The 26,289-nt window shown below is 62.3% G+C and carries 30 protein-coding genes; 16 read left to right on the plus strand and 14 right to left on the minus strand.

What is annotated here, in order from left to right; all coding sequences use genetic code 11:
- Positions 1-145: 145 nt before the first annotated feature.
- Positions 146-1,330 (plus strand): 4-hydroxybenzoate 3-monooxygenase, encoded by a 1,185-nt coding sequence (pobA, locus tag C4J94_RS07645; protein ID WP_177413479.1) that lies wholly within the window; start codon positions 146-148, stop codon positions 1,328-1,330.
- A gap of 66 nt (positions 1,331-1,396) precedes the next feature.
- A complete protein-coding gene (locus C4J94_RS07650) occupies positions 1,397-2,911 on the plus strand; it encodes an MDR family MFS transporter (RefSeq protein WP_124385614.1) in 1,515 nt (504 codons plus the stop codon).
- An 812-nt stretch (positions 2,912-3,723) separates the two neighbouring features.
- Here C4J94_RS07650 and C4J94_RS07665 read toward each other — a convergent pair.
- Genes C4J94_RS07665 through C4J94_RS07675 form a run of 3 tightly spaced genes read right to left on the minus strand, consistent with a single transcriptional unit; the run spans position 3,724 to position 5,758 of the window.
- Positions 3,724-4,563, minus strand: coding sequence for a cache domain-containing protein (locus C4J94_RS07665; RefSeq protein ID WP_124385615.1), 840 nt, complete (start codon positions 4,561-4,563; stop codon positions 3,724-3,726).
- Positions 4,564-4,618: 55 nt separating this feature from the next.
- Positions 4,619-5,089, minus strand: a complete 471-nt coding sequence (gene cynS / locus C4J94_RS07670; protein WP_124385616.1) for a cyanase — start codon at positions 5,087-5,089, stop codon at positions 4,619-4,621.
- 27 nt (positions 5,090-5,116) lie between these two features.
- Complete coding sequence (locus C4J94_RS07675; RefSeq protein WP_124385617.1) at positions 5,117-5,758, minus strand: carbonic anhydrase; 642 nt, start codon at positions 5,756-5,758, stop codon at positions 5,117-5,119.
- Between the two features lie 112 nt (positions 5,759-5,870).
- Here C4J94_RS07675 and cynR point away from each other — a divergent pair, with 112 nt between their 5' ends.
- Complete coding sequence (gene cynR, locus C4J94_RS07680) at positions 5,871-6,737, plus strand: transcriptional regulator CynR (RefSeq protein WP_124385618.1); 867 nt, start codon at positions 5,871-5,873, stop codon at positions 6,735-6,737.
- On the opposite strand, the gene C4J94_RS07685 is transcribed toward cynR, so the two are convergent.
- Positions 6,712-7,485: a transporter substrate-binding domain-containing protein gene (locus tag C4J94_RS07685; protein ID WP_124385619.1), complete on the minus strand. Its 774-nt coding sequence runs from the start codon at positions 7,483-7,485 to the stop codon at positions 6,712-6,714. The two genes, cynR and C4J94_RS07685, sit on opposite strands and share 26 nt — an antisense overlap.
- A 188-nt stretch (positions 7,486-7,673) precedes the next feature.
- Here C4J94_RS07685 and C4J94_RS07690 point away from each other — a divergent pair, with 188 nt between their 5' ends.
- The 4 genes from C4J94_RS07690 (at position 7,674) to C4J94_RS07705 (ending at position 10,861) form a co-directional block, all read left to right on the plus strand.
- The gene (locus tag C4J94_RS07690; RefSeq protein ID WP_124385620.1) at positions 7,674-8,273 is read left to right on the plus strand and encodes a class I SAM-dependent methyltransferase; all 600 of its coding nucleotides are present in this window, start codon (positions 7,674-7,676) and stop codon (positions 8,271-8,273) included.
- A 122-nt stretch (positions 8,274-8,395) separates the two neighbouring features.
- Positions 8,396-9,529: a ribonuclease D gene (gene rnd / locus C4J94_RS07695; protein ID WP_124385621.1), complete on the plus strand. Its 1,134-nt coding sequence runs from the start codon at positions 8,396-8,398 to the stop codon at positions 9,527-9,529.
- Entirely contained in the window at positions 9,526-9,819 is a 294-nt protein-coding gene (locus C4J94_RS07700; protein WP_124357485.1) for a YcgL domain-containing protein, read from the plus strand. The genes rnd and C4J94_RS07700 overlap by 4 nt, the downstream gene beginning before the upstream one ends.
- Positions 9,820-9,928: 109 nt before the next feature.
- The gene (locus tag C4J94_RS07705; RefSeq protein WP_124385622.1) at positions 9,929-10,861 is read left to right on the plus strand and encodes a D-2-hydroxyacid dehydrogenase; all 933 of its coding nucleotides are present in this window, start codon (positions 9,929-9,931) and stop codon (positions 10,859-10,861) included.
- Between the two features lie 130 nt (positions 10,862-10,991).
- Here the strand turns inward: C4J94_RS07705 and C4J94_RS07710 are convergent, their stop codons facing one another.
- Positions 10,992-11,576, minus strand: coding sequence for a nitroreductase family protein (locus tag C4J94_RS07710; RefSeq protein WP_124385623.1), 585 nt, complete (start codon positions 11,574-11,576; stop codon positions 10,992-10,994).
- A gap of 153 nt (positions 11,577-11,729) precedes the next feature.
- On the opposite strand from C4J94_RS07710, the gene C4J94_RS07715 reads away from it, so the two are divergent.
- Both C4J94_RS07715 and C4J94_RS07720 read left to right on the plus strand, forming a co-directional pair.
- Positions 11,730-12,179, plus strand: a complete 450-nt coding sequence (locus tag C4J94_RS07715) for a YcgN family cysteine cluster protein (protein WP_003172524.1) — start codon at positions 11,730-11,732, stop codon at positions 12,177-12,179.
- A 13-nt stretch (positions 12,180-12,192) separates the two neighbouring features.
- A complete protein-coding gene (locus tag C4J94_RS07720) occupies positions 12,193-13,413 on the plus strand; it encodes a hypothetical protein (protein WP_124385624.1) in 1,221 nt (406 codons plus the stop codon).
- Positions 13,414-13,535: 122 nt separating this feature from the next.
- Here the strand turns inward: C4J94_RS07720 and C4J94_RS07725 are convergent, their stop codons facing one another.
- From C4J94_RS07725 to C4J94_RS07740, 4 genes are all read right to left on the minus strand, one after another.
- Positions 13,536-13,886, minus strand: a complete 351-nt coding sequence (locus C4J94_RS07725; protein ID WP_124385625.1) for a DUF2892 domain-containing protein — start codon at positions 13,884-13,886, stop codon at positions 13,536-13,538.
- A 67-nt stretch (positions 13,887-13,953) separates the two neighbouring features.
- Complete coding sequence (locus C4J94_RS07730; RefSeq protein WP_016971385.1) at positions 13,954-14,421, minus strand: RNA methyltransferase; 468 nt, start codon at positions 14,419-14,421, stop codon at positions 13,954-13,956.
- 166 nt (positions 14,422-14,587) lie between these two features.
- On the minus strand, positions 14,588-14,962 hold the full coding sequence (locus C4J94_RS07735) for a YajD family HNH nuclease (RefSeq protein WP_003210675.1): 375 nt from the start codon (positions 14,960-14,962) through the stop codon (positions 14,588-14,590).
- A gap of 59 nt (positions 14,963-15,021) precedes the next feature.
- Complete coding sequence (locus C4J94_RS07740; RefSeq protein WP_124385626.1) at positions 15,022-15,708, minus strand: spermidine synthase; 687 nt, start codon at positions 15,706-15,708, stop codon at positions 15,022-15,024.
- A 78-nt stretch (positions 15,709-15,786) separates the two neighbouring features.
- On the opposite strand from C4J94_RS07740, the gene C4J94_RS07745 reads away from it, so the two are divergent.
- Positions 15,787-16,065, plus strand: a complete 279-nt coding sequence (locus C4J94_RS07745; protein ID WP_124385627.1) for a hypothetical protein — start codon at positions 15,787-15,789, stop codon at positions 16,063-16,065.
- Here C4J94_RS07745 and C4J94_RS07750 read toward each other — a convergent pair.
- Positions 16,062-16,535, minus strand: a complete 474-nt coding sequence (locus C4J94_RS07750) for a cyclic nucleotide-binding domain-containing protein (RefSeq protein WP_124385628.1) — start codon at positions 16,533-16,535, stop codon at positions 16,062-16,064. The genes C4J94_RS07745 and C4J94_RS07750 overlap by 4 nt on opposite strands.
- Before the next feature lie 68 nt (positions 16,536-16,603).
- Positions 16,604-18,652 (minus strand): S9 family peptidase, encoded by a 2,049-nt coding sequence (locus C4J94_RS07755; protein ID WP_124385629.1) that lies wholly within the window; start codon positions 18,650-18,652, stop codon positions 16,604-16,606.
- Positions 18,653-18,676: 24 nt separating this feature from the next.
- Between C4J94_RS07755 and C4J94_RS07760 the strand changes: the two genes are divergently transcribed.
- From C4J94_RS07760 to C4J94_RS07770, 3 genes are read left to right on the plus strand one after another with little or no spacing between them, the layout of a single operon-like run.
- A complete protein-coding gene (locus C4J94_RS07760; RefSeq protein WP_124385630.1) occupies positions 18,677-19,204 on the plus strand; it encodes an MFS transporter in 528 nt (175 codons plus the stop codon).
- 30 nt (positions 19,205-19,234) lie between these two features.
- Positions 19,235-20,011: a class II glutamine amidotransferase gene (locus C4J94_RS07765; RefSeq protein WP_122542814.1), complete on the plus strand. Its 777-nt coding sequence runs from the start codon at positions 19,235-19,237 to the stop codon at positions 20,009-20,011.
- Between the two features lie 10 nt (positions 20,012-20,021).
- Entirely contained in the window at positions 20,022-20,564 is a 543-nt protein-coding gene (locus C4J94_RS07770) for a DUF2937 family protein (protein WP_124385631.1), read from the plus strand.
- A 61-nt stretch (positions 20,565-20,625) separates the two neighbouring features.
- Here the strand turns inward: C4J94_RS07770 and C4J94_RS07775 are convergent, their stop codons facing one another.
- Positions 20,626-21,540, minus strand: a complete 915-nt coding sequence (locus C4J94_RS07775; protein WP_124385632.1) for a LysR family transcriptional regulator — start codon at positions 21,538-21,540, stop codon at positions 20,626-20,628.
- Between the two features lie 177 nt (positions 21,541-21,717).
- On the opposite strand from C4J94_RS07775, the gene C4J94_RS07780 reads away from it, so the two are divergent.
- The 3 genes from C4J94_RS07780 to C4J94_RS07790 are packed head-to-tail and all read left to right on the plus strand — an operon-like array spanning position 21,718 to position 24,064.
- Positions 21,718-22,458 (plus strand): 5-oxoprolinase subunit PxpA, encoded by a 741-nt coding sequence (locus C4J94_RS07780; protein WP_124385633.1) that lies wholly within the window; start codon positions 21,718-21,720, stop codon positions 22,456-22,458.
- Entirely contained in the window at positions 22,455-23,159 is a 705-nt protein-coding gene (locus C4J94_RS07785) for an allophanate hydrolase subunit 1 (RefSeq protein WP_124385634.1), read from the plus strand. Before C4J94_RS07780 ends, C4J94_RS07785 begins: the two co-directional genes overlap by 4 nt.
- A complete protein-coding gene (locus C4J94_RS07790; RefSeq protein WP_124385635.1) occupies positions 23,156-24,064 on the plus strand; it encodes a biotin-dependent carboxyltransferase family protein in 909 nt (302 codons plus the stop codon). Before C4J94_RS07785 ends, C4J94_RS07790 begins: the two co-directional genes overlap by 4 nt.
- Before the next feature lie 126 nt (positions 24,065-24,190).
- Here C4J94_RS07790 and C4J94_RS07795 read toward each other — a convergent pair whose 3' ends face one another.
- The gene (locus C4J94_RS07795; RefSeq protein ID WP_032892863.1) at positions 24,191-25,369 is read right to left on the minus strand and encodes a VWA domain-containing protein; all 1,179 of its coding nucleotides are present in this window, start codon (positions 25,367-25,369) and stop codon (positions 24,191-24,193) included.
- Positions 25,369-26,214, minus strand: a complete 846-nt coding sequence (locus C4J94_RS07800; RefSeq protein WP_003210690.1) for a MoxR family ATPase — start codon at positions 26,212-26,214, stop codon at positions 25,369-25,371. Before C4J94_RS07800 ends, C4J94_RS07795 begins: the two co-directional genes overlap by 1 nt.
- Positions 26,215-26,289 lie beyond the last annotated feature (75 nt).

A 26,289-nucleotide genomic window follows, 5' to 3' on the forward strand; every position in this document is an offset into this window, starting at 1 on the left:
ATTGGCAAAAAGTGCAGGCTTTTAAGCAGTTTTCACCTTCTTATGCTGCTCGCTCAAGTGAAAAATGTCAGCCACAAGTCCAATGACAACTCTTTCACTCGTTCGGTTCGGGTGAAGCTTGCAGGCGATAAAAATAATGAAAACGCTGAAAACCCAAGTCGCCATTATTGGCGCCGGTCCTTCCGGACTGCTGCTCGGCCAACTGCTGCACAATGCCGGCATCCAGACCCTTATCCTAGAGCGCCAGACCGCCGATTACGTGCAAGGCCGCATTCGCGCCGGGGTGTTGGAGCAAGGCATGGTCGACCTGCTGCGCGAGGCTGGTGTGAGCCGACGCATGGACAGCGAGGGCCTGGTGCACGACGGTTTCGCCGTGGCGCGCAACGGCCGACTCACCCACATCGACCTCAAGACCCTGACCGGCGGCCAGTCGGTGATGATCTACGGCCAGACCGAAGTCACCCGCGACCTGATGGCCGCCCGTGCCGCGGCCGGCGCCACCACCTTTTATGAAGCCTCCAACGTGCAGCCCCACGACCTGAAAAGCGATCGCCCCTGGCTGACCTTCGAGCATCAGGGCCAGGCGTTTCGCCTGGAGTGCGATTACGTCGCTGGCTGTGATGGTTTTCACGGCGTGGCCCGTCAGTCGATTCCGCCCGATGCGCTGCAGGTGTTCGAGCGTGTCTATCCCTTCGGCTGGCTGGGCATCCTGGCCGATACACCGCCGGTGCATCCGGAGCTGGTGTACGCCACGCACCCCCGTGGTTTTGCGCTGTGCAGCATGCGTTCGCCGACTCGCAGCCGTTACTACCTGCAAGTGCCCGCGCAGGAGCCGCTGGCCGACTGGTCGGACGAGCGCTTTTGGGGTGAGCTGAAAAACCGTCTGCCCGTCGACCTGGCGGAGCAGTTGGTCACCGGCCCGTCCATTGAAAAAAGCATCGCACCGCTGCGCAGCTTCGTGGTGGAGCCGATGCAGTACGGGCGCCTGTTCCTGCTCGGCGATGCCGCGCATATCGTGCCGCCGACCGGGGCCAAGGGCCTGAACCTGGCGGCCAGTGATGTGAGCACACTGTTTCGGATCTTGCTCAAGGTGTATCGCGAAGGGCGCGTGGAATTGCTCGAACGATACTCGGCTATCTGCCTGCGGCGGGTGTGGAAGGCCGAGCGGTTTTCCTGGTGGATGACCTCGATGCTGCATCAGTTTCCCGGGGCGGACGGCTTCAGCCAGCGCATTGCCGAGAGCGAACTGGACTACTTCATTCACTCCGAGGCAGGGCGCAAAACCATTGCGGAAAATTACGTCGGGCTTCCTTACGAGGCTATCCAATAGCCTGCTATCGTATTGGGCATTCCCGCAGGCTGCCATTGCCTGCGGGCCCTGCTCGAAGGTTTTGCCGTGACCCATCTCAATCAGCCCGCTCCAACCGTTCCCGCCGTGCGCAGCATCCTCGCCGCACTGATGCTGGCCATCTTTCTCGGTGCGCTGGACCAGACCATTGTCGCCGTGTCGATGCCGGCGATTTCCGCGCAATTTCATGACGTCAACCTGCTGGCCTGGGTGATCTCCGGCTACATGGTGGCGATGACGGTGGCGGTGCCGATCTACGGCAAGCTCGGCGACCTGTATGGGCGGCGGCCGATGATGTTGATCGGCATGGGCGTGTTCACCGTCGCCTCGCTGTTCTGTGGCGTGGCGCAGAGCATGGAGCAATTGGTGCTGGCGCGGATTATCCAGGGCATCGGGGCCGGCGGGATGGTCTCGGTGAGCCAGGCGATCATCGGCGACATCATCCCACCCCGTGAACGCGGGCGTTATCAGGGGTACTTCAGCAGCATGTACGCGGTGGCCAGCGTCGCCGGGCCGGTGCTGGGCGGCTACATGACCCAATACCTGTCCTGGCGCTGGGTTTTCCTGATCAACCTGCCGCTGGGCGCGGTCGCCTGGTATGTGGCCCATCGCACCCTCGTCGGGTTACCGGTGCCGCAACGCAAGCCGATCATCGATTACCTCGGCACCGTGTTGATGATCATCGGCTTGACCGCCTTGTTGCTCGGCATCACGCAAATCGGCCAGGGCCATGCCTGGCATGACGACGAGGTGCTCGGGCTGCTGGCCTGTGCGCTGTTGGCGTTGAGCGTGTTCGTATGGCATGAACGCCGCGCGCGCGAGCCATTGCTGCCGATGCACCTGTTCGTCAACCGCAGCGCGGTGTTGTGCTGGTGCACGATTTTCATCACCAGCTTCCAGGCGATCTCCCTGACCGTGCTGATGCCGTTGCGTTACCAGACCGTGACCGGCGCCGGGGCTGACAGCGCGGCCCTGCACCTGTTGCCGCTGGCGATGGGGTTGCCGATGGGGGCCTATTTCGCTGGGCGCATGACGTCAGTGACGGGCCGCTATAAACCGATGATCCTCAGTGGTGCTGTGTTGAGTCCGTTGGCGATTCTTGGCATGGCCTACAGTGCGCCCGAGGCGGTGGGGGTGACGTCGTTGTTCATGCTGCTGTGCGGGATTGCTGCGGGGATGCAGTTTCCGACGTCGTTGGTGGGGACGCAGAATTCGGTGGAACAGCGTGATATTGGCGTGGCTACCAGCACGACGAACCTGTTTCGCTCCCTGGGTGGGGCGGTGGGGGTGGCGTGTATGTCGGCGTTGCTGCTGGCGTTGCTGCAGGATGTGAGTTTTGCCCATTTTGCCAACGGGGCGCTGATGGGTGAGGTCGGCTCGGGCAATGCGTTGCTTGATGGGCTTAACGCTGCGCCTGGGATAGCGCGGGATGCGTTGCGCGGGGAGTTGGCGGTGACGTTTCGGCATTTGCTGATGGTGAGTGCGGGGGTGTCGTTGTTTGGGTTGGCGGCGGCGGTTGCGATGCCGGATCGGGTGTTGCGGGGGCGTGAGGATAAGCGCTGAGGGCTTAGGGGCGACCTCTTGGGGGTATGGGGGCATATCCGTTATTTAGGTTGGGGCGACTGGCGGTTCCGCTCTTACAGCGGGTCACTTTTGGAAGGACCCAAAAGTAACCAAAAGGTCCTCGCCCCACCACTCGGTGCCTCGCCTAGGCTCGGCATGCCCTCACTCCGGCTTGAATCCGTGGGCCGCCGCCATGCGCCATCTATGGCGCAGGGCGGCTAACCCGGCGTCCTGCCGGGTTACCCACGGATTCAAGCCTGCGTTCGGCCAGCGTGGTTTAACGGGGCGACTGAGATCAAAAGCAAGAGCGACTCGCTTCGCATCGTAGATACGCAAGGATGAGCGCCGTACTGTGGCGAGGGAGCTTGCTCCCGCTGGGGCGCGAAGCGGCCCTCGCTCTTCAAGACTGGGACTGCTGCGCAGTCCAGCGGGAGCAAGCTCCCTCACCACAGGTTATTGATTGGCTGAGCGGTCGTGCACCCTCCACTGATCAGGTCGGCTCTAAGGCCGCCTCGCTTTGCTTTTGCTTTGCTTTTGATCTTAAGCGCCCCGTTAAACCACGCTGGCCGGAATCTGATAGGGATTTGGGGGGTAAACCGGCAGGACGCCGGTTTAGCCGCCCCGCGCCATGGATGGCGCGTGGCGGCGGCCCCCCAAATCACTGTCGGATTACGGGCACACCGAGCGTGAGCGAGGTGCCGAGTGGTGGGGCAAGAGCCCTTTGCTTACTTTGGGGCTTTTCCAAAGTGAGCCGCTGTAAGAGCGGAACCGCCAGCCGGCGCTACCCAAATAACGGATATGTACTCAATCAATCAGGGACTGTAATACCCAACGGCCACCATCAAACGCCCCGTCTTACGCAAATAAGCATGCTTATTCTCAACCTTCCCCGTCACCGGATTCTTCCACCGATATTTGTACTCGCCCTGATCCTGCTCGGTCATCAACTGAAGAATCGGCTCCCCCACAGGCTTGCCATCCGGGTCCTTGACCTTGGCAAAATCCGTATTGATCAAACGCAGGTTGGTGCCATGCGCCACATAGCGCCGCGTGTCCAGATCAACCACGAACACATAGAGATCATCCTGCAAGAACCCGCCTTGCAATGAGTTGATCGCCTTGAGCGTCCCCGCTTCATCCTTCACCAGCGCGTTCACCGCCTTGTTACGCAGCGCCCGCGCCTGTTCTGGCGTGGCTCGCGGCAGGTAATAGCCGACCGCCAGGATGCGCTCGCCCACCCGCTGGTAAAACACATGCTTGTTTTCGACCTTGCCGTCATTCCAGTTCTGCCAGCGATAATCGGCCTGCTGAATACCCTGGCCTTCCGGCGCGCTGATGGCTTGTTTGAATGAGGCTTGCAGATCAGGCCCGAGTACCTCGGACACGTCGCGTCCGATCAAAGCCGAAGAGGGGCCGCCGCTGGCCAGCAGCACGCCTTTTGTGTCGACCACGAAGACGTAGCGGTCCTGGTCGATGAACTCACCCTGGCGGCTGAACGCGGCCAGCGCCTTGTCGCCATTGCTGTGGTAGTACGCCAGGGCTTTTTCCAATAATGCCTTGGCCGCTTGAGCGTCTGCATCCTGGGCCGTAACGGCGTGCACCTGGCTACCGCACAACAGCAGCAGCCAGGTGAGTCGCAGCAGTGTCTTCATTTACCCGTCCCTCGTGCTTGTTGGAATCACAAGAGCGTAGACGGTCAATCAGTGATCAGAAGGGTTTGGTCGGCAGGTATTTACCGTCCAGGGTGATCACCGCGCGGGAGCCGCCGTCCGGGTCCTCGACTTTCTTGATGTCCAGCTTGAAGTTGATCGCGCTGATGATGCCGTCGCCAAACTGCTCATGCACCAGGGCCTTGAGGGTGGTGCCGTAGACCTGCAGCATTTCATAGAAACGGTACATCGTCGGGTCAGTCGGCACGCCGCCGGGGAAGCTGCCGCGCAGGGGCACGCTTTGCAGCAGGCGGCTGGCGTCCTGGTCGAGGCCGAGTTTGTCGCACACGATGTCGGCAGCGTCCTTGGGCAGCGGATGCTGGCCGAGCAGCGCGGCGGTGACAAAGGCCAGGCTCAGGCCGGTGCCGTCGGCGAGGTCCTGCCAGGACAGGTTCTTGCGCGCCTTGAGGTCGATAACGGTGTCGGCCAGGGCCAGGCGTGGGGTTTGGGAAAAGTTCGATTGCAGCATGGTGATGTCCTCTGGGTTGAATAGGGTTCAGGCGGCGTGGGCGCGGGTGGTCGGGTGTTCAAGCAGGGACTGGAAGCGTCCGCTGCGGCCATCCAGCGCGTCGATGCCACCGGTTTCGATGTCGTATACCCAGCCGTGCAGGTTCAGCCGGCCTTGCTCCAGCGCCAGGGCAACCGATGGGTGGGTTTTCAGGTTGGCCAGTTGGGCGATTACGTTTTCACGCACCAGGGAATCCAGGCGTGCGGCGTCCGAGGCATGCTGGCGCGCGGCATTGATCACCTTGGCCGACTCGGCGTGACGCAACCAGTTGGCCACGGCCGGCAGGTGGTCCAGGCATTTGCACGTGGAGATGGCCGTCATCGCGCCGCAGTCGGAGTGGCCGCAGATCACGATGTCACTCACGCCGAGTACAGCCACCGCGTATTCAACCGTGGCCGACACGCCACCCGGTTCCGGTCCGTAGGACGGCACTATGTTGCCGGCGTTGCGGATGACGAACAGGTCGCCCGGTTCCTGCTGGGTCAGCAGCTCCGGGACGACACGGCTGTCTGAGCACGACACGAACAGCGTGCCGGGGTTTTGCGTGGTGGCCAGGTGTTTGAACAGGTCGCTGCGCTGGGCAAAGGCTTCGCTCTGGAATTTGCGAAAGCCATCGATGAGGTGCTGCATGGTGTTTCTCCTTGCGTTGCTGATGGGGCAAGGATGAAAGTTTTCAGCTATAGCGTCCAAGACCGGCTTATTATGGTTGCTATAAGTACGACCTATAGTTGGAGCGTCGTCGATGTTGCTGCGCCATATCCGTTATCTGCTGGCCGTCGCCGAGCACCGCAATTTCACCCGCGCCGCCGAAGCGCTGCATGTGTCGCAGCCGACGCTGTCGCAACAGATCAAGCAATTGGAAGACAGCTTGGGCGCGCCGCTGCTCGATCGCTCCGGGCGCAGCGTCAGCCTGACGGATGCGGGGCAAGCCTATGTGCGCTTTGCGCGGCTGGCGTTGCAGGACCTGCAAGCCGGCACCCGTGCGATGCATGACGTGCAAGACCTCAGCCGCGGGCACCTGCGCCTGGCGATCACGCCGACGTTCACGGCCTACCTGATCGGCCCTTTGCTGGCGCGCTTCCACGGGCTGTATCCGGGCATCAGCCTGAGCGTCGAGGAACTGACCCAGGACCGCATCGAGGCCGCGCTGGGCGAGGACTTGCTGGATATCGGCATCGGCTTTACCGGCGAACATGGCGCGGATATCGACTGCGAAGCGCTGTTCGACGAGGCGTTGAGCGTGGTGGTGCGGGCCGATCATCCCGAGGTGGATCGCCTGGCGTGGTTCGAGCAGCCGCTGGTGCTGCTCGATCCGGGGTTTGCCACGCGCCGCTATATCGATGACTACTGCCGCCAGCAAGGCGTGAAACCGCGCATCGCCATACAGGCCAATTCCATCAGCGCGATCATTGAAGTTGTGCGCAACACGTCACTGGCAACCATCCTGCCTCAGGCGCTCGCCGAGGCGCAGGCTGGATTACGCGCCGTGGCCATCGAGCCGCCGTTGCCACACCGCACGGCGGCGCTGCTGAGCCGCCGAGGCGCCTATCGCAGCGCCGCGTGCGCGGCATTTGTCGCGTTGATCAAGGCGCCGCCAGCCACTGACTGACGATGCCCTCATACACCCCGGTCGCCACGCTCAGGTGCAGCCATTGGTCGACGTAGCTTTTCCAGGCCACATCGTCGCGGGGCAGCAGGAAGGCTTTCTGGCTGTACTGCATCTGCCGCTCGGGGTTGACCGCACACAGCCCCGGCTTTTGCTTTTGCTGGTAACGCGCTTCGCTGGCGTCGGTGATCATCACGTCGGCCTTGCCCGCCAGCAGCTCGTCAAAAATCGTCACATTGTCGTGCAGGCGTATCTGCGCCTGGCCCAGGTGAGCGCGGGCGAACACCTCGTTGGTGCCGCCCGCCGGCTCGATCACCCGCACCTGGGGCTGGTTGATCTGCTCGACGCTCTGGTAGCGCTGCACGTCGGCGCAGCGCACCAGCGGGATCTTGCCGTCGACACCCAGCGGCTCGCTGAAGAAGGCTTTTTTCTGGCGTTCCAGCGACACCGAAATACCGCCCACGGCAATGTCGCAGCGTTGCGCAAGAAAATCCGGCATCAGGGTTTTCCAAGTGGTGGGCACCCAGGTAATCGTCGCGTTGAGGCTCTTGGCCAGGGACTCGGCCATGGCGATGTCGATGCCTTGATAGCGGCCATCGGCACGCAGCGAGGTGTAAGGCATGTAGTCGCCGGTGGTGCACACCGTCAGCGTGCCACGCTCGATCACCTGGTCGAGGCGTGACGGGCTGGTATCGGCCAGCGCGGTGGTTGCCACGCTTGCCAGTACACACAGGGCTAGAGGAGCTTTCATGCGGTCGAGTCCTTGGGGCAGGTCGGGCGGTCATTATTTCCAGCGCAGGGCAGGGTGGCAAGGCACACCCCATACGTGCCGGATTATCAACGGCAGGAGTCGACGGGCTTTCGACCTTTTTTTCACGTTGCGGTGGTTAAGCTGCGGATCAAGGACGTTTACTTTCGTCATATCCATATGAGCCCGCGATGTCGCCACAGCCTCCATCTTCCATCGAGACCGAATTCACCGAGCGCTATGACCGTGAGCATGCCAGGGTCTGCGGTGCTACACGCCCGCTTGGCCTGTTGCAGCGCCTGGCCGCGTGGCGCGATGCACGGTTGGTGCGCCATGCGTTGAAGGTAGCCGGAGAACCGGGATTGATCCTGGACCTGGCCTGCGGGTCCGGGCGGTTCTGGCCGGTGCTGGGCGAGCACGTCAACCGGGTGATCCTGGCCTCGGACAGTTCCCAGGACATGCTCGACCATGCCCGCACCCATCATCCGGCGGCGTTGCTCAAACGTGTCAAGACATTCCCCGGCTCGGCGTTTTCCATCGGCCTTTCAGCCAATGCGGTGGATTGCATCTTCTGCCTGGAGTTGTTTCGCCATGTGCCCAACACCGAGGTGCGCCTGGCGTTGCTGCGCGAATTTCACCGGGTCAGTCGCGACACCGTGATTGTGTCCGTGAACGCGCGCACGCCGGTTGAGGATGAGTTTCGCCAGGCGGGTTTCAAGGTCTTGAATCGCCGGGAGTTCCTGCCGGGCTCCACGCTATGGTCTGTCTATGTCCTGGGTAAGAGGGGATAACTCCCGCTTGTCGGACTATTCTTCATTTCCTGTCTGAGTTTTCATGGTTGCCTGTGCACTGCGGATGCTCGCAAGTCCCTTTCGCGATATATACTGCGCGCCATTCTTCAAGGGAGAGCCGTGTGGCCATCGATATTCACTGGATCTGCGACAACGATAGCCTCGGCCAGCATTGCGCCCAATGGCAGCAGTTGCCATTCGTCGCCCTCGACACCGAATTCATGCGGGTCGACACCTTCTACCCCATTGCCGGGCTGATCCAGATCGGTGATGGCGTGCGCGCTTACCTGATCGATCCCCTGACCATCGACAACTGGGCACCCCTGGCCGCCTTGCTGGAAAACCCGGGCGTGATCAAGGTGGTACACGCCTGCAGCGAAGACCTGGAAGTGCTGCTGCGCCTGACCGGCAGCCTGCCGGCGCCATTGTTCGACACGCAGTTGGCCGCGGCGTACCTGAACCTGGGTTTCTCCATGGGTTACTCGCGACTGGTGCAAGCGGTGCTCGACATCGACTTGCCCAAGGGCGAGACGCGCTCGGACTGGCTGCAGCGGCCATTGTCCGAAACCCAAGTGAGCTATGCCGCCGAAGACGCCGTGCACTTGGCCGAAGTGTATATCCGCCTGCGCCCGCGTTTGTCAGACGACAAGTACGCCTGGGTACTGGAAGACGGTGCCGAACTGGTGGCCAACCTGCGTCGCGAAGTCGACCCGTACGAGGTGTACCGCGACGCCAAGCTGGCCTGGAAGCTGTCGCGCGCCCAGCTCGCCGTACTGCGTGAACTGTGCGCCTGGCGCGAGCAGCAAGCCCGTGCCCGTGACCTGCCGCGCAACCGCATCATCCGTGAACACTCGTTATGGCCCCTGGCCAAATCCCAGCCGGATAACCTCGCCGCCCTGGGCAAGATCGAAGACATGCACCCGCGCACTGTGCGTCAGGATGGCCAGTTCCTGCTGGACCTGATCAAGCGTGCGGGCAGCGTGCCCATGGACCAATGGCCACCTGCTGTGCCTGAACCGCTGCCGGTCGATGCCGCTGCGCTGATCAAGCAACTGCGCGCCCTGGGCCAGGCCGAAGCCGAGCGCCTGGACATGGCGCCGGAACTGATGCTGCGCAAGAAAACCCTCGAAGCCCTGGTTAAAAGCGGCTACCCCGATGGGCCTTACCAATTGCCAGACTCGCTGCGTGGCTGGCGCCGCGAGTTGATGGGCCAGGCGCTGCTGGACAGCCTGGCCACTGCCGGAGAACAGCCTTGAAACGTATTTGCTCCATTTATCGCAGCTTGAAAAAAGACGGCATGTACCTCTACGTCCTCAAAAGTGATGCCTTGGAGCGGGTGCCAGAGCCGCTGATGGCGGCCTTCGGCAAGCCGCATCATGCATTCGACATGGTGCTGACACCGGAGCGCAAGCTGTCGCGCGAAGACATCGCCGTGGTCCTGGAAAACCTCGACAAGCAGGGCTACCACCTGCAAATGCCGCCGGCCGAGGACGAGTACATCGAACACTTGCCCGAAGAGCTGCTGCGCCGCAACGACCCGATGTAGTTCGGTGGGTGCCCGGTGTCGGGCACATTTTTCAACGCAATCGTAATGAGTTGGCGGTGGCCGTAAGGATGCGGGCGGCCGTCTGCACTGTTTTTGAAAGGTTTGAACCATGCGTGTTCTGATTGCTGAACAGGATCACCCGCTCTACGCCCAATTGCTTCGCGAAGCCGCGCCGGACCTCGAGGTGCTGACCAGCGGCGACTCGGCCGAGCTCTCGCGCCTGGCCGCCGATTGCCCGGTGTGGCTGGGCCAGCCGGACCTGTTGGCGACGCTGTTGCGCCAGGGCCATCACCCGCAATGGTTGCAATCGACCTGGGCTGGCATCACGCCGCTGCTGGCCGAAGGCCTGCCGCGTGATTATCGCCTGACCCGCGCGGTCGGCATCTTTGGGCAGGTCATGGCCGAATTCGTCCTGACCTACCTGCTCGGCCACGAACGTGAAGTGTTGGCGCGGCTGGTCAGCCAGGTCGAGCGCAAGTGGGACAACCGCATGGGCCAGAGCCTGGCGGGGCGCAAGGTATTGGTGGTCGGTACCGGCGACATTGGCCAGAGCGTGGCGCAGTTCCTGTTGCCGTTTGGCGTGAAGCTGTACGGCATTGCCAGCACCGCTCGCGAGCAGGCGCCATTTATCGAAGTCGCCGGGCTCGATCAGTTGGGCCGACTCGTGGGCGAGGTGGATTATGTGATCAACCTGCTGCCCAACACGCCCGAAACCCATGATCTGTACGATGCCGCACTGTTCAAGCAATTCAAGCCGACCGGATTGTTCATCAACGTCGGGCGCGGTGTGGCGGTGGTCGATGCCGACCTGGTCGAAGCCCTGAAAGAAGGCCACCTGGCCGGAGCGGTGATCGACGTGTGCCGCCAGGAGCCGCTGCCGCAGCGCCACCCGTTCTGGACGGCGTGGGGCTTGTTGTTGACAGGGCACAGCTCGGCGCCGACCTCGCCGTCGATGATGGTGGAACTGTTCGTGCAGAACGTGCGTGCGTACCAGGCTAAACAAGCCCTGCGCGGCGAAGTGGATTTCGAGCGCGGCTACTGATACGAACGCGGGCGCGGACAAAATGTGGGAGGGGGCTTGCCCCCGATAGCAGTGTGTCAGTCAATGCATAAGTTGGCTGATCCACCGCAATCGGGGGCAAGCCCCCTCCCACATGGGTTCTGCGCATAACTCAGAGAGTGAAGTCACCTTCCGAGACCAGCTCGCTCAGCGGCTTGCGCGGGCTCGGCGCCTCGCGGCCCTGCAGGTACTCCGGCAGGCTCGATTTATCCCCCAGCTTGCCGATGGCCACGGCGGCGTGCAGTGCATAACCTTGCGGAATCTTCAGCTCCTTGCGGGTCAATTCCTGATCGAAGCCGGCCATGCCGTGGGTGTGCCAGCCGTCGATGCTGGCTTGCAGGGCCAGGTGGCCCCACGCGGCGCCAGTGTCGAAGGTGTGCCACAGGGCAGGGGTTTCTTCCGTGGCGCCGGGGGCGATGAAGTCGGTTTTCGAGGCGATGATCACCAGCGCCGACGCATGCTGCGCCCAGCCCCGGTTGAATTCATTCAGCAGGCCCAGGAAACGTTCCCAATCCGGCGTATCGCGGCGGGCATAAAGAAAGCGCCATGGTTGTGAGTTGTAGGCCGACGGTGCCCAGCGCGCGGCCTCGAAGAAGCTCAGCAACGTTTCCTGGGAGATGCTCTCGCCGGTGAAGGCGCGAGGCGACCAGCGTTCGGTGAACTGGGTATGGATTGGATAGTCGGCAATACGTGTCATAAGCAGTTCCTGAGCGTCATTTAGGCGCTCAAAACTACTGCGCTGCCACTAGACTGACAAGTGTTGTTACACCGCCAGTCGACAGCGCTTGGCCCCAAGGGGCTTGGGCACTAGACTGGCGACCTTTCCACCTACCGATACTGATGCAGAGCCATGGCCGCCAAAGTCGAACCTTTCTGGATACGCAAGACCCTTGAACACCTCGACCAGGAGGAGTGGGAGTCGTTGTGCGATGGCTGTGGCCTGTGCTGCCTGCAAAAGCTTGAGGATGAAGACGACAACAGCGTCTATTACACGCGTATAGCCTGCAAACTGCTGGACCTGAAAACCTGCCAGTGCACTGACTATCCCAATCGTCGCGCGTCGGTGCCGGACTGTATCCAGCTCACGCCGGGGCAGGCCGACCAGTTCAAATGGCTGCCGCCCACCTGCGGCTACCGCCTGGTCAGCGAACGCAAGGATCTGCCGCTCTGGCACCACCTGGTCTGCGGCGACCGCGACGCCGTGCACCACGAACGCATTTCCCAGTCCGGGCGCATGCTCAGTGAAGGCAGCGTGCCAGAGGATGACTGGGAGGATTACCTCATCTTCCGCGCGGGTTGAACGAGGAGTGCCTATGAGGGTGGGATTCAAGCTGGCAACCTGTGCCCTGTTGCTGGTGCTGAGCATGCCGGCGTGGAGCGCCAGGAAAGTCGACCTGGATTACCACGTCAAACTCCTGCCCCAGAGCGATCAGGCCGAAGTGCGCGTGAGCCTGTCCCAGGGTTCGGCGGTGCGCAGCCTGGATTTTGACCTTGGCGGCGAAGGCCACTACAGCGACTTCAAGGCCGATGGGCGATGGAAGGTCAGTGGTGCTCGTGGTGTTTGGCAACCTGGCGCCGACAAGGCCAGCCTGACCTACCGCGTACGCCTCACCCATGGGCACAAACCGGGCGTCTTCGAGGCGCGGATAACGCCGGGCTGGGCGCTGTTTCGTGGCGATGACCTGGTACCCACCGCACGGCTGGATCAACAGGACGGCGTCGAGCTGGTCTCGCGGCTGATGTTCGAACTGCCGCCGGGTTGGAAAAGCGTCGAGACCGCCTGGCCGCGCATCGGCAAGAACAGATTCCGCATCGACAACGTGTCCCGCTTGTTCGACCGCCCCACTGGCTGGATGCTCGCGGGCAACCTGGGCAGCCGCCGCATGCGCCTGGGGGAAACCGATGTGACCGTGAGCTCGCCCAAGGGCCAGGGCATGCGGCGCATGGATGTGCTGACGCTGCTGACCTTCGTCTGGCCGCAAGTGGAAGCCGCCTTCCCGCGCCACCCGGCCAAGTTGCTGGTAGTGGGCGCCAGCGATCCGATGCGCCGTGGCGCATTTGCCGCGCGTGACTCGATCTACCTCAACAGCCGCACGCCGCTGGTCGGCGAAGACGGCAGCAGCCCGTTGATCCGCGAAGTGGTGCAGGCCATCGCCCGCTTCAATGACCACGACACCAGTGACTGGATCAGCGAGGGCCTGGCCGAGTACTACGCCATCGAACTGGTACGCCGCGCCGGAGGTATCACCGATGAGCGGTATCAGGCGATACAGGCGCGCTTGGCCAGGGAGGGCAAGGACGTGACCAGCCTGCGCGGGGAGCACGTCAGCGGCGCGACGGTGTCACGGGCGGTGGTGGTGTTGCAGGAACTGGACCGGGAAATCCGCGTGAAAACCCACAACAAGCGCTCGCTGGATGACCTGGCGCAAGCGGTAATGCGCGACGACAGCATTACCACGAAGGCGTTTGTGCAGTTGGCCGAGAACATCATCGGCGAGTCATCGGTGGTACTCGACAGCAAGTTGCTACGCTGAGTCCCAGGCCGTGCACAAAGCAAAATGTGGGAGGGGGCTTGCCCCCGATAGCGGTGGGTCAGCTGGAAATAGGCTGACTGACACTCTGCTATCGGGGGCAAGCCCCCTCCCACATTTTCAGATCAGCCTGTGGTTTTAACGGCCTTCTCAGTCGCCACTTCGGCCTTGGTCTTCAGGTTTTTCAGCTCCGCGCCCGCCCGCTCGATCTTTGTGCGTACGCTGTTCATCTCCTGGCGGCCGTGCTCCAGCTTGTCCTTGAGCGAGCAATGCCCGGTGAAGCCACGGACCAGCGCCATGCCGCCGATTGCCACCTGGATCAGCCCGAAGATTCCGCCACGGCGCAGGCCTTTGCCGGCCATTATCGCTCCACCGGCCACCGAGCCGATGCGTTCCCAGCCATGCACGTTTTGTGTGCGGGAGGCTGCGGGCTGCTGATGTTCGATGATAGGTCGCAGGTTTTGGCTGTCGCTCATGATCCGTCTCCAACAAAGGCAAGTGTAAATAGCTGACTGTTCCCCAGCGCCGGATGTTCCCGATATTTCAGTATTTGGGGCCCGAGCGGGTGTTGTTGCCCTTGGCCAGGCGGTCGTAGAGCACCACGTTGACGGTGGCGGCGAGGTTCATGCAGCCGGTGGTCGGAATGTAGACCACGTCTTCGCACCAGTCGCGGATCTCTTTATCCAGCGAGCCGTCCTCCGGACCGAAGATATACAGCGCGCGGTCGGGGTGGGTGTATTCGGGCAGCGGACGGGCGCCTTCCACCAGTTCCACCGCGACAGGAATGCAGCCCAGCGGCAGGATCTTTTTAAGGTCATCGATGCCGATCAGCGGGATATCGTGATGAACCTTCTTGGTGTCGGTGACGAAATCCCGCGCGCGCTCGTAACGCACGCCGGTGTAGAACACCGAAGCCACGCCGTAGCAGCCGGCGGCGCGCATCACCGAACCGACGTTTTCAGGGGATTTGGGGTTGTACAGGCCGATGCAGCTGTAGCGTTTATTGCCCACGGGGAAAGGTGCCTTGGAGAAAAACCGCGATTATACGGCCTTGGGGCATCGTGGTGCTGGGGCGATCGCTATCGGGAGCAAGCCCCCTCTCACATTTGACTGTGTTCACAATCATAATGTGGGAGGGGGCTTGCCCCCGATGAGGCCAGAACAGGCAACAAAATCCTCAGTCGTCCTTCTTCATCAACCCCGCCAACGCCGCAAACGGGTTGTGCGTGGCCTTGGCAATCGTCGGGCTGCTGGTGGAGCCTTCGCCGAAATACTGCTGGTCGGTATAGCGCGAGTGCTCGTTGTCATGACAGTACAGGCAGAGCAACTCCCAGTTGGAGCCGTCCTGGGGGTTGTCGTCATGATTGTGGTTGCGGTGATGCACGGTCAGTTCGCTCAGGCGCTTGCCGGCGAATTCGCGGGCGCAGCGGCCGCACACGTGGGGGTACATTTTCAGGGCTTTGTCGCGGTAGCCCATTTCCCGGTCGCGCTGGGCATCGGCGAGGATGCGGTCCAGCTTGGCGGTGTGGGAGGGCGGGTTGGTCGAGCTCATCATGGCTCCTGGCTATTGGGTGGTCACGGACAGGTTGATTCTAGCTAATCACGGCGCAATTAGCCCTTGAGCTTTTCCGCAATCCAGATGGTGTGCCGCGTGCCTTTGTTGCCGTGGGCAAACACCTGCACCTCTTCGGCCTTGAAACCGGCCTTGCGCAGTTTGTCGCTGAACAGTTTGTCGGCGCTGGCCGACCACACGGCCAGCACGCCCTTGGGGCGCAGGGCCTTGGCACAGGCGGCCAGGCCACCGGCCGAGTACAGCCAGCTGTTGGCCTTCTGCGTGAGGCCTTCGGGGCCGTTGTCCACATCGAGCATGATCGCATCGAAACCCTGGGGTTCGGCCTGCAGCACCTTGGCCACGTCGTCCAGGCGGATCACCGTGCGCGGGTCAAGCAAGGGGCGGCCGGACTTTTCGCCCAGCGGGCCACGGTTCCACTCCACCACACCGGGCACCAGTTCGGCGACGACCACTTCGGCGCTCTTGCCCAGATGCTTGAGCGCCGAAGCCAGGGTAAACCCCATGCCCAAGCCTCCGATCAACACCCGCGAACCCGGGCGGCCGGCGACTTTGCGGCAGGGAATTTCCGCCAGGGCGTCTTCGGAACCGTGCATGCGCGTGTTCATCAACTGGCCACCGTCACCGCCCTGGATCTTGATGACGAAATCCTCGCCGTATTCGAACAGGCACAAGGCACCGCCGTTGTCGGGGATCGGAGTGGTGTCGAGCAGAACGAAACGTTTCATGGAAATCTCATTGGGAAGGGCATTCTTGCGCGGTTGGGAGTAGCCTTGTGACATTCCGGTCAGGCCATGGAGCCATCGATGAAGTGCAGCATTCTAACGGTCATTGTGCTTGGCGCGCTCACATTGGGTGCGGTGCAGGCGCAGGAGTTGCAAACCGTACCGGTCGCACCCGCGCCAACCCCCGGCGCGCCGGGGACGCCAACGCCCACGTTGTACCCGCAGGTCACGCCGCCCGTGGTGCCTAAAACCAACGGTTCGCCGCCCCTGGCGCCCATCGTGCTGCCGGCGCCGCCCAAGGACCAGACCGTCCCGGCCTTGCAGCAGAACGACAGCAAGCCGAAGACGCCGGGCGGTTAAAACTGTTGCGACAGCAGTTGCCCGTCCGCCATGCGCAAGCGCTTGGACAGGGCGATGGCAATCGCACGAATGATCTTGGCCGCCACCCTGGGCGCTTCGTTGAGCATTTTTTCCAGCGCGTCCTTGCCCAGGTTCAGCAGCACACAGTCGCTGGCCGCGATGCAACTGGCCGAGCGCCGTTCGCCGTCGAGCACCGCCATTTCGCCAAAGGCCCGGCCGCTGCGCAGGGTGGCGATGGTCAAGCGTTCGCCGGTGTGGTTGGTTTTCTGCACCGCCACCTGGCCGCTGTGGAGGATGCACATGAAGGTGCCGGCATCGCCCTCGAGGAAAATCACTTCGTCCCGGGCAATGCTGCTGATGTTGAAGTAGCCCGCGGCAATATGAAAATCTTCCGGCAGCAGCGGGTCGAACAGGCCGCAGTCCATCAGCATGTCGCGGATTTCTTGGTTCAGCAGGGTGGGTTCTGACATAGCTGCAATCTTGGTCCATCAATTTGGTAGGCGGTCCTGTGTTCAGACAGGACCGCCTGGCTAAGTTCCTAAATCACTTCCAGCGCCTTGAACACAAAGGCGTATTCGAGCGCTACGTCACGTAATCCCTGGTAGCGACCGCTCATGCCCCCGTGCCCGGCACCCAGCTCGGTCTTGAGCAGCAGCAGGTTGTCGTCGGTCTTGGTGTCGCGCAGCTTGGCTACCCACTTGGCCGCTTCCCAGTACTGCACGCGGCTGTCGTTGTAACCGGCAATCACCAGCAGATGCGGGTAGGCCTGGGCACGCACGTTTTCGTACGGCGCATACGCCTTGATGCGCGCATACACCTCGGGCTCCTGCGGGTTGCCCCATTCGTCGTACTCGGTGACGGTCAGCGGCAGTTCCGGGTCGAGCATGGTGTTGAGCACGTCCACAAACGGCACTTCTGCAATGGCCGCCTGGAACAGCTCCGGACGCTGGTTGAGCACGGCGCCAATCAACAGGCCGCCAGCGCTGCCGCCGCTGATCGCCAGTTGCCGGGAGGTGGTCAGGCCCAGGGCAATGAGGTGTTCGGCGCAGGCGATGAAATCGCTGAAGGTGTTCTGTTTGTGTTCCTGCTTGCCGTTGCGATACCAGGCTTCGCCCAGTTCGCCGCCGCCGCGCACATGGGCGATGGCAAACGCCACGCCACGGTCCAGCAGGCTCAGGCGTGCGTGGGAGAACCACGGGTCGAGGCTTTGGCCGTAAGCGCCGTAGCCATACAGGTACAACGGCGTGGGCTTGCCAAGCTGGTCACGCTTGACCACCAGGCTGATCGGCACCTGGGTGCCGTCGGCGGACGTGGCCCACAGGCGTTGGCTGACGTAGTCGTCGGCATTGAACACACCGAGTACCGGGGTTTGCTTGAGCACCTGTTGGGCACCGCTGGCCAGCTCCAGTTGGCGCACCTGGGCCGGGCGGTTCAGGGCTTCATAGCGCAGTCGGATCTTGTCGCTGGCAAATTCCAGGCTGTTCTGTACGTAGAGGCTGTAAGCCGCGTCGGGCAATTCCACGCGGTAGGCCGGCACGCCCTGAGGGTGCACTTCGATCACCGGCAGGCCGCCAATGCGCAGGCTCAAGGTCATGGCGCTGGCGTTCAGGCTGACGCCGTCCAGCATCACCTCGTCGCTGTGGGGGATCAGGTTCTGCCAGTCGGTTTCGGTGGGTACCGTGCCCGTGTCGGCGGCGACGAACAGCGCGTAGTTGATACCGTCGCGGTTGCTGCGGATAAACCAGGTCCACTGGCCGTTCAGCTGGCCGTGATCGACATCGTATTCGTGGTCTTCCACCCGCGGCGCCAGGCAGGTGAAACCCAGGTGCGGCTGGTCGGCATCCAGTGCCCAGATTTCGCTGGTGGTCTTGCTGCCCAGGGCCAGCAGCAACTGGCGCTCGGAACTGGAGCGGTAGCAATGCAGGAAGAAACGTCCGTCGGGTTCGTGGAACACTTCCTGCGCCGCCGTGCCGTCCAGGCGGTAGCGATAGAGTTTGTGCGGGCGATGGGTGTCGTCCAGTTCGCCGAAGAACAGCGTGAGGCTGTCGTTGGCCCAGGTCATGCTGCCGTCGCAGTTTTCGAACGCCAGTTCACTGACCTTGTCGGTCGCCAATTCCTTCACGTACAGGGTGAAGATCTCTTCACCGCTGGTGTCGAGGCTGTAGGCCAGGCGCTGATGGTCGGGGCTGATGCTGAATGCGCCGAGGGAGAAAAAGCCGCCATTGGCCAGCACGTTCGGGTCCAGCAGCAGCTCTTCGCTGCTCTCATCCACTTGGTTGCTGTCATCGGCCGGGCGGCGGCAGCGGTAGTGGCGCGCGTATTCGTCACCGGCGGTGGTGCGGGTGTAATACAGATACGGGCCCCAGGGGGAGGGCAGGGACAAGTCGGTTTCCTGGATGCGGCCCTTGATTTCTTCGAACAGGCTCTCGCGCAGCGCCTGCTGGTCGGCGAGCTGTGCCTCCTGCCAGGCGTTCTCGGCCTTGAGGTAATCGAGGACTTCGCTGCTATCACGTTCCTGCAGCCAGGCGTATGGGTCTGGGTCTGGGCCTGGGGCCTTGCGGGCAATCGGTGCGGTCGAAATAGGCATGGATAATTCTCTATCTGGCGGACGGTGGCCGGCATTGCAGCCGCGACACGCAAAAGCCGTTATCATAGCCGCCTCTTTGCCAGCCTTGCCATGGACACCATGACCGAGAACGACTATCTGACCGCTTGGGGCCTTTACGCCTTCGCCGCTTTGGGCTGCCTGTTGGTGTGGTGGCGCATGACCCGCTGGATCTGGCGCTGGCTGCGCGAGCCGTTGCAGTTACTGATGGCGGTGCTGTTACTCAGCCCCACCATCGTCGACCCGATCAAGACCCAGTTCGCCCCGGCCGTGGCGATCACGGCCCTGGACCTGCTGCTCAAGGTCGGCAATAACGCCTGGCGCGCCATCTCCGATCTGTTCATGTACACGATGATCGTGTTCGGGCTGTACATCGTGTTCGTGTTGATCCGCTGGCCTATCGAGCGCGCCGCCAAGGCCCGTCGCGAGCGCAAGGCTGCCACGGATGCCGCGTTGGCCGCCGAGCCGGAAGAAGACGAACCCTTCCGTCGCCCGGCGCCCACTGGTGGCATGCGGGTCGAACCGCGCCTTTAACGTTGTCCGCCCTGCAGCGAGAGCCCTGGCATGTGTGAATTATTGGGCATGAGTGCCAACGTCCCCACCGATATCGTGTTCAGCTTCACCGGGCTGATGCAGCGGGGTGGGCGCACCGGCCCGCACCGCGACGGCTGGGGCATCGCCTTCTACGAAGGCCGTGGCCTGAGGTTGTTCCAGGACCCGGCGGCGAGCAGCGAGTCGGAAGTCGCGCTGCTGGTGCAGCGTTACCCCATCAAGAGCGAAGTGGTGATCGGCCATATCCGCCAGGCCAACGTCGGCAAGGTGAGCCTGGCCAACACCCATCCGTTCGTGCGCGAACTGTGGGGGCGCAACTGGTGTTTTGCGCACAATGGCCAACTGGCGGACTTCAACCCCCGCGCCACCTTCTACCGGCCCGTCGGCGACACCGACAGCGAAGCGGCGTTCTGCGACCTGCTTAACCGCGTGCGCGAAGCCTTTCCGGAGCCGGTGGACATCGAGCAGATGCTGCCGGACCTGATCGCCGCCTGTGCCGAATACCGCAGCAAGGGCGTGTTCAACTGCCTGCTCAGCGATGGCGACTGGCTGTTTTGCTACTGTTCGACCAAGCTCGCGCAGATTACCCGACGCGCGCCGTTTGGCCCGGCCCGCTTGAAAGATGTCGACGTGATCGTGGATTTCCAGGCCGAAACCACCCCTAATGACGTAGTGACGGTGATCGCCACCGAGCCGTTGACCGACAACGAAAACTGGACCCGCTACGAGCCGGGCCAATGGAGCCTGTGGCGGCGCGGTGAATGCGTCAGCCAGGGCGTTACCGAATAAGGAATCGACCATGTTGCTCAGTTATCTGCGGTTGGTGCTGTTTGCCATTGGCTTGTTGGTTGGCGTGCAAGTGCCGGGGTTTATCAACGATTACGCCAAGCGCGTCGAAGCCCACCTGATCGAGGCCCAGACCGGCCTGCGCGGGTTTGAGTCCACCGCGCAGCAGTTCTTCAACGGTGACCTGCAAGCCCTGGTGGCACATTACCGCGCCAGCGATGACCCGGTGTTCCAGAGCGACGCCAGCAGCCTGGGTGCGATGCTTGATCGCCAGGTGGAGCTGGACAAGCAATTCCAGGCCATGCAAGGCCCCTGGTACATCCGCGCCCTGCAAGTGGCGGTGGCTGCCGATCCGGATATCCGCCTGGAAACCTGGAATGGCTACAGCTACCAGATCCTGTTGACGCCCGAAGCCATGGGCTGGGGCCTGGGCGGGGCGATGCTGTTGTCGTTCGGCATCGAATGCCTGTATCGACTGATTGACTGGGTGGTACTGGGCGGCCGGCGCCTGCGCCAGAGCCGGCCGATCGAAGAGCGGGATTTGAAAGGCCTCTAAACCTTCACTCAATCCAATGTGGGAGGGGGCTTGCCCCCTCCCACATTTGTATCCGGTTCATTCAATGGCTCAGCACCATCCGCGCTTCGCCGACCTCCTCGGCATAGCGGGCAACGACGGTCTGGCACAACCCCACAATCTCCTCCACCAGTTCCACCCCGACCCGCCACGACACCACCACCTGCAGGTTCGGCAGTTTCTGCGCCATCGGCAGCATCACCAATTCCCCCCTCGCCAGTTCCTCACTCACCAGCACCGGCGGCAGCGCGCCAATGCCGAAACCATCGCGCAGCAAACGAGTGATGGCTGATACCGAGTTAACACAATTCATCCGCGGCGCGGCGACGCCATTGGCCTGCATCAGGCTCAGCACATCCTGGTGCGGATGGGAGTTTTTCGAGTAGGTGATGATGCGTTCCTGAGCCAATTCGGCGAGGGACGCGTAATCGCGGTTGTAGATCGAGTGGCTGGCGACAATCCAGGCCATGGGATGGCTGGCCAATTCCAGGCTGCGGACGGTTTCGAGGCGCAGCAGGTCGGTTTGCAGGATCAGGTCGAGGAAGCCTTTTTGCAGCTGATCGCTTAAATTCAGTGCGGTATCGGCGACCAGCTCGATTTCCACCAGCGGGTACAGGTTCATCAACTCGGCGACCAACGGGCTCAGCCAGGTGTGGATCACGGTGTCCATCGCGCCGATGCGAATCCGTCCGACTTTGCTGCTGGTGGTTTCCAGCGACTGCTTCAAGCCCTGCATGGTCACCATCATCTGCTCGGCATAATCGAGCACCTTCAAGCCTTCCGGGGTCAGGCTGACGCCGCGCGAATCGCGCAGGAACAGCTTGACCCCCAACTCGCTTTCCAGCACGGCAATACGGCTGGAAATCGAAGCCTGGGTGGTGAACAGTTTTTCGGCGGTCAGGCGGAAACTCTTGAGCTTGGCCACCCAGACGAAGGTTTCGAGGAACTTCAAATTCATGGGATCAACTTTTTCTTATGCTTGGATCGGTTTTTATTAGTTGGACGCCGCACCGGGCCAGCGCCAAAAATCGAAGCGTTCCACGATAAGCGTCGTTGGGTTTGAGGACAACATCGTTGCGAGATGTTGGTAAAAGATCCCACACTACAAAAAAACAAAGCCTACAGGAGCGACCCCGTGAGCCGCCTGCTATTGAATTGCGACATCGGCGAGAGTTTTGGCAACTGGACGATGGGTCTGGACGCCGAAGTCATGCCGTTCATCGATTGCGCCAACGTGGCCTGCGGCTTCCATGCCGGCGACCCGAGCATCATGCGCAAGACCGTCAGCCTGGCGCTCAAGCACGGCGTAAAGATAGGCGCACACCCGGCCTACCAGGACCTGCAGGGGTTCGGGCGACGCTCCATGAATTACACGCCCCAGGAAATCCAGGACCTGCTGCACTACCAGATCGGTGCGCTGGATGGGATCTGCCGGGCACAAGGTGGTCGCGTCAGTTACGTGAAACCCCATGGCGCGATGTACAACGACATGATGGCCAACCCCGCACAGCTGCGCGCGGTGATCCAGTCCGTGGCCGCTTACGGCGACCTGCCGCTGATGGTGCTGGCCATGCGCGACAACAGCGCGGCCCAGGCCTTGGCTGATGAATTCGGCGTGAGCCTGTGGTTCGAAGCCTTTGCCGACCGCGCTTATGACAGCAAGGGCCATCTGGTTTCGCGCCAGTTGCCGGGCGCGGTGCACCATGATGCCGAGACCATCGTCAACCAGGCGGTGACCCTCTCCCGTGGCGAGGCGCTGACCGCCAGCGATGGCAGTGCGCTGGTGCTGCAAGCCAACACCTTGTGCGTCCACGGTGATAACGCCAGTTCGGTGGCGGCGGTGCAGCGTATCCGCCAGGCGTTGAAGCCAGCATGAAGCTACGGATTGAAGTGGTGGCCATCGACTGCCTGATGGTGCGGCTGTTCGATGAGATTGCCGAAGCCAACATGCCGTGGATGCTCGCCGCCACCCAGCGCCTGCGCAGCGGGTTTGGCAGTGCCTTGGTCGACCTGGTGCCGTCCTACACCACCCTGATGGTGCATTACGACCTCGCCGCGCTGGACCCGGCCCAGGCACGGGCACTGATCGACCAGGCGCTGACCGGCTTGCAGCCCCAGGCCTCGGGCGCTGGCCGCTGCCACGTACTGCCGGTCTGGTACGACCTGAGCGTCGGCCCGGAACTGACGTTGCTGGCCCAGCGCAGCGGGCTGGCGGTGGCTGAAGTGATTCGCCGCCACAGCACCCATACCTATCAAGTGTTTGCCCTCGGTTTCGCCCCCGGTTTCGCCTTTATGGGGCTGGTGGACGAGATCCTCGCCACGCCGCGCCTCAATACCCCGCGTAAGCGCGTGGCGGCCGGCAGCGTGGGGATTGCCGAGCGGCAAACCGCTGCCTACCCGGTGGTGTCCCCCGGTGGCTGGAACCTGATCGGGCGCACCCCGGCCAAACTGTTTGACCGCGAGCGTGACGGTTACAGCCTGATGCAGCCGGGCGACACGGTGCGTTTCGAGGCGGTCGGCCATGCGGAGTTCATCAACCTGGGAGGCGATGACACGCCTTTGGAGGCGCAGGCATGAGCCGCTTGATGATCGAGGCCAGCACGCCGCTGTGCCTGTTGCAGGATGCCGGGCGTTTCGGCGTGCGCCACTTGGGCGTGACCCAGGGCGGTGCGTTGGACTGGGTGTCGATGTCGTGGGCGAACTGGCTGCTGGGCAACGCGCTGGATGCGCCGGTGGTGGAAATCACCCTGGGCGGGTTTACCGTGCAGGCGCAGGAGTACTGCCTGCTGGCCCTGGCCGGTGCCGACCTTGGCGCCTTTATCGACGAACGCGCAATCAGCCCTGGGCGCAGTTTTATCCTGCAAAAAGGCCAGCGCTTGCGCTTTACCCAGCCGTTCAAGGGCGCGCGGGCTTACCTGGCGGCGCCGGGCGGGTTCGATGCGCCTGATGTGCTGGGCAGTTGTGCGACGGTGGTGCGTGAAGAACTGGGTGGCGTGGACGGTTTGGGCAAGGCATTGGCCGAAGGTGGGCGCTTGGCCTATTCCGGCACTGGGGGGGCGATGAAAGTGCTGACTCACCCGGATCTGCCATCCGCTGCCCCACTGGACGTGATCGTCGGCGCACAGATCGGCCAGTTCAGCGGCCAGAGCCTGTTCGATGCCTTCAATACCGACTGGGCCCTCGACAGCCGCGCCGACCGCATGGGCATGCGCCTGCTGGGCGCGCCGTTGCAATACCAGGGGCCGTCGTTGATTTCCGAAGGTATCCCCCTGGGCGCGGTCCAGGTCCCGCCGGATGGGCAGCCGATTGTGTTGCTCAATGATCGGCAGACCATTGGTGGTTACCCAAGGTTGGGGGCGTTGACGCCATTGGCGTTGGCGCGGCTGGCGCAGTGCCTGCCGGGGGAGAAAGTGCGCTTGGCACCGGTGGTGCAGGAAACGGCGCATCGACAGCACATCGAGTACTTGCGCCGGTTCAAATAACGCGGCAATTCAAAAATGTGGGGGGGGCTTGCCCCCGATGGCGGTGGTTCAATCACTGATGTGTTGACTGGCACACTGCTATCGGGGGCAAGCCCCCTCCCACATTGGATGTGTATTGAATGTGGGTTATTTGGACAAAAAGCGCATGCCTTCTTCCAAACCGCGCAACGTCAGCGGATACATCTGGTCTTCCACCAACTCCCGCACGATTCCCGTCGAGGCCGTATATCCCCAGGTGTCCTTGGGATAAGGGTTTATCCAGATCAGCTTCTTGTACTTGGCCATGAAGCGCTGCATCCACACGTACCCAGGCTCCTCGTTCCAGTGCTCCACGCTGCCGCCGGCCTGGGTGATCTCATAGGGCGCCATGGACGCGTCGCCAATGAAGATCACCTTGTAGTCAGCGCCGTACTTGTGCAGCAGGTCCTGGGTAGAGGTGCGCTCCGAGGTGCGGCGCTGGTTGTTCTTCCAGACCGACTCGTACACGAAGTTATGGAAGTAGAAGTACTCCAGGTGCTTGAACTCGGTCTTGCACGCGGAGAACAGCTCTTCGCAGATCTTCACGTGGGCGTCCATCGAGCCGCCGATATCGAACAGCAGCAACAGCTTGATGGTGTTGCGCCGCTCCGGGCGCATCTGGATATTCAGCAGCCCGGCGTCGCGCGCGGTGTGGTCGATGGTGCCATCGATGTCCAGCTCTTCGGCCGCGCCCTGGCGGGCAAACTTGCGCAGGCGGCGCAGGGCGATCTTGATGTTGCGCGTGCCGAGTTCCACCTGATCGTCGAGGTTCTTGTACTCGCGCTGGTCCCATACCTTCACCGCCTTGCCCTGACGCTTGCCGGCATCGCCGACGCGAATGCCTTCCGGGTTGTAGCCGCCGGAGCCGAAGGGGCTGGTGCCACCGGTGCCGATCCACTTGTTGCCGCCGGCGTGGCGTTCCTTCTGTTCTTCCAGGCGTTTCTTGAATTCCTCGATAAGCTTGTCGAGGCCGCCAAGGGACTGGATCTGCGCGCGTTCTTCATCGCTCAGCGAGCGTTCGAATTCCTTGCGCAGCCACTCTTCGGGGATCAGCGCCTGCAGGTGATCGTCGAGCTTTTCCAGGCCATTGAAGTAGGCGCCGAAAGCCCGGTCGAACTTGTCGAAATGCCGTTCATCCTTGACCAGGATCGCCCGCGCCAAGTAGTAGAACTCGTCCATGTCGGCGAAGGTCACGCGCTGTTTCAGCGCGTTGATCAGGTCGAGCAGCTCACGCACCGACACCGGCACCTTGGCGGCCCGCATCTCATTGAACAGGTTGAGCAGCATCAGCGATTACCGCGACGGCTCATGAACGCCAGACGCTCCAGCAATTGTACGTCCTGCTCGTTCTTCACCAAGGCGCCTGCCAGCGGCGGGATGGCCTTGGTCGGGTCGCGCTCGCGCAGCACGGCTTCGCCGATATTGTCGGCCATCAGCAGCTTGAGCCAGTCCACCAGTTCGGAGGTGGAGGGCTTCTTCTTCAGGCCCGGGACCTTGCGCACGTCGAAGAACACATCCAGCGCTTCGCTGACCAGGTCTTTCTTGATGTCCGGGTAGTGCACATCGACGATCTTCTGCAGGGTCGTGCGGTCGGGGAAGGCGATGTAGTGGAAGAAGCAGCGACGCAGGAACGCGTCCGGCAGCTCTTTCTCGTTGTTGGAAGTAATGATGATGATCGGGCGTTTCTTGGCCTTGATGGTCTCGTCGATTTCGTAGACGTAGAACTCCATCTTGTCGAGTTCTTGCAACAGGTCGTTGGGGAATTCGATGTCGGCCTTGTCGATCTCGTCGATCAGCAGGATCACCCGCTCCTCGGACTCGAACGCTTCCCAGAGCTTGCCCTTCTTCAGGTAATTGCGCACGTCGTGCACCTTGTCCACCCCCAGCTGCGAGTCACGCAGGCGGCTGACCGCGTCATACTCGTAGAGACCCTGGTGGGCCTTGGTGGTGGACTTGATGTGCCAGGTGATCAATTTGGCGCCGAAGGACTCGGCCAGTTGCTCGGCGAGCATGGTCTTGCCGGTACCCGGTTCGCCCTTGACCAGCAGCGGCCGCTCCAGGGTGATGGCGGCGTTGACGGCCAGTTTCAGGTCATCGGTAGCCACATAGGCCTGGGTGCCTTCGAACTTCATCGGTCATTCCTCGAATTCATCAATGCCCGACTATACCGCGCAGCCCCGGCGACTGTGAACGCAGACGGGCTATTC

This window comes from Pseudomonas sp. R5-89-07 (assembly GCF_003851685.1).
GTDB lineage: Bacteria > Pseudomonadota > Gammaproteobacteria > Pseudomonadales > Pseudomonadaceae > Aquipseudomonas.